Raw genomic sequence first — 4,208 nt, 5'->3', positions numbered from 1 at the left:
ACCAGGACCTGTACGGCGAATTGGCCTTCCCGCTGCAGGTGGCGATCCTGCTCTCCGCGCCGGGCGAGGATTTCACCGGCGGCGAGTTCGTGCTGACCGAGCAAAGGCCGCGCATGCAGTCGCGCGCGGCGGTGGTGCCGTTGGGTAAGGGCGATGCGGTGCTGTTCGCGGTCCATATGCGGCCGCAGCGCGGGTCGCGCGCCGATTACCGGGTCATGATGCGGCACGGGGTGAGCGAGATCCGGTCGGGACGGCGGCACACGCTGGGGGTGATTTTCCACGACGCCGCCTGAGCGTCGGGACCTTCCGGCCGGGCGGCACCCGAAGGATGCCACCCGGTTGAAGCCGGCATCAGACGAGGTTGAGTTCGATGTCGATATTGCCGGCGACCGCCTTCGAATAGGGGCAGATCGCGTGGGCGGTGTCGACCAGCTCGCGCGCGACGTCGCGCTCGATACCGGGGACCTGGACGTCGAGGCGCGCGCGGAGGACGAAGCCGCCGTCGCGGCCCAGCACCTCGATCGTCGTGTCGAGTTCGGGCGTGGCGGGCAGCTTGATCTTGCGCTGTCCGGCGGCGAGTTCGAGCGCGCCGATGAAGCACGCCGACCAGGCGGCGGCGAACAGGTTTTCGGCGGCGGGGTGCGGCTGCGGCAGCGCGATGTCGAGGATGCCGTTGGTGCTGCGGGCGTAGCCGTCGGCGCCGCCGGCAACATGGGTCGTTCCGGTGAAATAGAGTTTGTCAGCCATGATCGGTTCCTTCCTTGGTATTAGAGCGTGTCCGTTTATATCGGATGCGATGTAATTAAGCGAGTCGCGGAAGGTGGTCAAGCGGTAACGATTAAATCGTATCCGATCTAATTTTAAGATACTGGAATCGGGCGGTTATAATTTTCCCGACGGGCGCTCTTTTCCGAGTTGCTGGCGGCTTTGGGGCGGGAACTGCGATTCGCTCCCGCCCTTTCGTCATCCCGGACTCGATCCGGGATGACGATGAAGGGTCGGGCTATTTTCCCGCCGGGCGCGTCCACCCGTTCCTGTATTTTTCGAACCAGGCGAGGATCGCCGAGGCCTTGGCGGCCGATTGTGACGGCCGCGCGGCGATCGTGCCGTGGCCGGCGCCGGGAACCTTGATCAGCGCCGTCGGCACGCCGCGGAGGCGGAGCGCGGTATAATATTGCTCGGACTCGCTGACCGGGGTGCGGTAATCCTCGGCGCCGACGATGACGAGCGTCGGGGTTTCGACGTTGCCGACGAGCGACAGCGGCGAGCGCGACCAGAAGAGCTCGGGCTTTTCCCACGGCTCGGCACCGAGCCAATAGGGGCCGAAGAAGCCGGGGCCGTCGGCGGTGAGCGCCTGCGTCGTCCAGTTGATCACCGGCTTTTGTGTGACCGCGGCCTTGAAGCGGTTGGTCTTGCCGACGATCCAGCTGGTGAGCACGCCGCCGCCCGAGCCGCCGGTGACGAAGAGCGCATTGGGGTCGGCGACGCCGAGGTCGATCGCGCGGTCGACGATGCTGATGAGGTCGAAATAGTCGTTGCCCGGATAGGCCTTGTCGATCTCGTTCGCGAAGGCGGCGCCATAGCTGGTCGACCCGCGCGGGTTCGCCGAGAGCACGGCATAGCCGCCCGCGGCGTAGAGCTGGTTGTCGGTCGAGAAATGGCCGCCATAGGCCGAGAAGGGCCCGCCGTGAATTTCGAGGATCAGCGGCACGCGCTGGCCGTCACGGTAGCCGGGCGGCAGGGTCAGCCAGCCCTCGATCGTCTTGCCGTCGTGGCTGGATTGGGCGGTGATCTTGCGGACCTCGCCGAGCGATTTCACGTCGCGGAGGCTGCGGTTGAGGTCGGTGAGGATGCGCGCCGGTCCGCCACGCGCAAGCTGGACCTCGGCGGGGCGGGTCGCGGTGCCGCCGGTGAAGGCGATCGCGCCGCCGTCGGAGACGCTGAAGCTGCCGCCGGTGTACGGCCGGTCGAGCCCGCCGCCCGAAAGGCCCGTCGCCGCAGTGCGCGCCGAACCGTCGAGGCCGATGCGCGCGACTTTGGTTTCGCCATGATCGTCATATTGCGCGTAGAGCGATTTGCCGTCGGCGGCCCACTGGATCGCGTCGACGCTATAGTCCCAGTTGGCGGTGAGGCCCTGTTTGCCGGATCCGTCGCGGTTCATGACATAGAGCTGGGTGTTTTCGTAAGCGCGAAGCTTGTCGTCGAAGCCGAGATACGCGATCTTGCCGCCGTCGGGCGAGACGAGCGGGCCCGTGTCGGGGCCGTTGCGATCGGTGAGCGCGGTGACCGTGCCGCTCGTCACGTCGAGCGCGTGGATTTCGCTCTCGACCGGATCTTTCTCCCAGTCGGGTTTGCGGTTCGCGCTGAAATAGAGGGTCCGGCCGTCGCGTGACCAGCTGAGCGGTCCGCCGTCGTGATAGGGGCCGAAGGTGAGCTGGCGCGGCGAGCCGCCGGTCGCGGGGACGACGAAAATCTTTTCAAAGCCGGGTTCGAGATAGCCCTCGCCGTCGGCGCGATAGGCAAGAAGGTCATGGACCTCGAGCGGGTCGGCCCATTTCGCACCCTCGGGCTTGTTTTTCGGCGCCGAGCCGAAGCTCGGGCCGTCGTCCTTGACGAGCATCGTATAGGCGATCGAGCGGCCGTCGGGCGACCAGGCGATGCTCGACGGGCTGGTGGGAAGGCCGGTGAGGCGCACCGCCTCGCCGCTCGCCATCCAGCGTACCCAGAGCTGCGCGCTGCCGCCTTCGGCCGAAGCGAAGGCGAGGCGCTTGCCGTCGGGCGACCAGCGCGGCGAGAAGGCGCCGCCGCTGCGCCCGGCGACGGGGGTTTCTTCGCCCGTTGTCGTGTCGATCAGCCAGATCGAGCTGACCGCGCGGTCGGACATGATATCGTTCGCGCGGCGGACATAGGCGATATGGCGGCCATCGGGGCTGATCTGCGGGTCGGATGCGATCGAGAGATCGAAGAGATCGGCGCCGGTGAGGCGGCGTTCGGGGCCGATCCGCGCGCTGCCGGCGGCCGAGGCCGACATCGGGGCGGGCGGGCTCGCCGGTGCGGCGGCGTCCCGGGCCGCGGGGGCGGGCTCTTCCTGCGCGAAGCCCGTTTGCGGGATGAGCGCGAGAAGGCTCGCGCCGATAAATGCGAGTTTGTGCATGAAAAGCAGCCCCTTGCTGGATTGTCCGGCCTGTCCCGATCCCCACTTTCGGCCAGCCGCGCAACGGGTCGCAAACTATCGCGACTTCTTCAACCCAAAATCCGGTAGCTCGCTAACTATCGCGTCCATAGACATCGTCGCGAAAGGCGATGCCGCGGTCGGTCGCGACGGCGGTGATATAGGTGAGGTAGACTGGCACCTCCACCGGGAGCGCGACCGCCTGTTCGGGGGCTTTCGATTTGGTGCGGATCGAGCGGTGGAGCAGCCACTGGCCGAGCTCTCCCGCATTTTCGAGGCGAATGCAGCCGTTCGAGAAATGACGGTCGGGCTTTTCGAGCAGGTCGCGATCGGGGGTGTCGTGGAGGTAGATGCCCTCGTCGTTGGGGAAGAGGAATTTGACACGGCCCATCGAGTTGGCGCCGCCGGGCAGTTCGCGGAGGCGCAGCACCTCGCTGCCTGAGGCGACAGCGGGCCAGTCGATTTCGGACGCGGCGAGCTTGCGCGGGTTGGGCCCCCAGTCGGAGAGCGCCTCCATGCGCAGCGAGGCAAGGCTGCGGCCCGCCAGCACCTTCGGCGCGATGCTTTTCTGCGCGAGATAGTCGGGGACGTTCCAATAGGGGTTGAGGATTGCCCACTGCAGCTTGCCCGCGAGCATCGGGGTTTGCGTTTCCCTCGCGCCGACGACCACCTTCATCGTGCCGACGCGCTTGCCCGAGCTATAATACCAGAGCTGGCCCGACGAGGCGTCGACGACGACATGATAGGTATAGGGGCCGGGGAGGATGCGCGCGCGGTCGAGGTTCAGGCGAAGGCGTGCCATCGCATCCTTTGAAACAGCTTGGCCCTGCGCGCGGCCCATCAGGGCGCGGAGGCGGATATAATGTTCGCTCATCCAGCCCATGTTCTTCATATAGGCGCCGAAATCCTTGGGAAAGGCGGCGGCGCGCAGCACCGTTTCGGTGTCCTGCTTCTTCGGGCGAAGCGACTTGTCGGCATAGTCCATCTTCGCCTTGCCGGGGCTGCGCATGTCGCGGACGTAGCGCGCGAAGGCGGT

General features: G+C 66.7%; 4 protein-coding genes. 1 reads left to right on the top strand and 3 read right to left on the bottom strand.

Features of this window, described 5'->3' with window-relative positions:
• Positions 1 to 293: 2OG-Fe(II) oxygenase (locus tag VGD20_RS03350; RefSeq protein ID WP_331133093.1), on the top strand; the 293-nt coding region annotated here is incomplete at its 5' end.
• Between the two features lie 58 nt (positions 294 to 351).
• Here VGD20_RS03350 and VGD20_RS03345 read toward each other — a convergent pair.
• The 3 genes from VGD20_RS03345 to VGD20_RS03335 form a co-directional block, all read right to left on the bottom strand.
• A complete protein-coding gene (locus VGD20_RS03345) occupies positions 352 to 747 on the bottom strand; it encodes an Ohr family peroxiredoxin (RefSeq protein ID WP_331133092.1) in 396 nt (131 codons plus the stop codon).
• 256 nt (positions 748 to 1,003) lie between these two features.
• Complete coding sequence (locus VGD20_RS03340) at positions 1,004 to 3,154, bottom strand: S9 family peptidase (protein WP_331133091.1); 2,151 nt, start codon at positions 3,152 to 3,154, stop codon at positions 1,004 to 1,006.
• A 112-nt stretch (positions 3,155 to 3,266) separates the two neighbouring features.
• The coding region (locus tag VGD20_RS03335) for a L,D-transpeptidase family protein (RefSeq protein ID WP_331133090.1) at positions 3,267 to 4,208 on the bottom strand (942 nt) is incomplete at its 5' end.

The organism is Sphingopyxis sp., assembly GCF_036402335.1.
Taxonomy (GTDB): Bacteria; Pseudomonadota; Alphaproteobacteria; order Sphingomonadales; family Sphingomonadaceae; genus Sphingopyxis.
The sequence above is the reverse complement of the archived record's forward strand: the minus strand, read 5'-3'. Positions and strand labels throughout refer to the sequence as shown.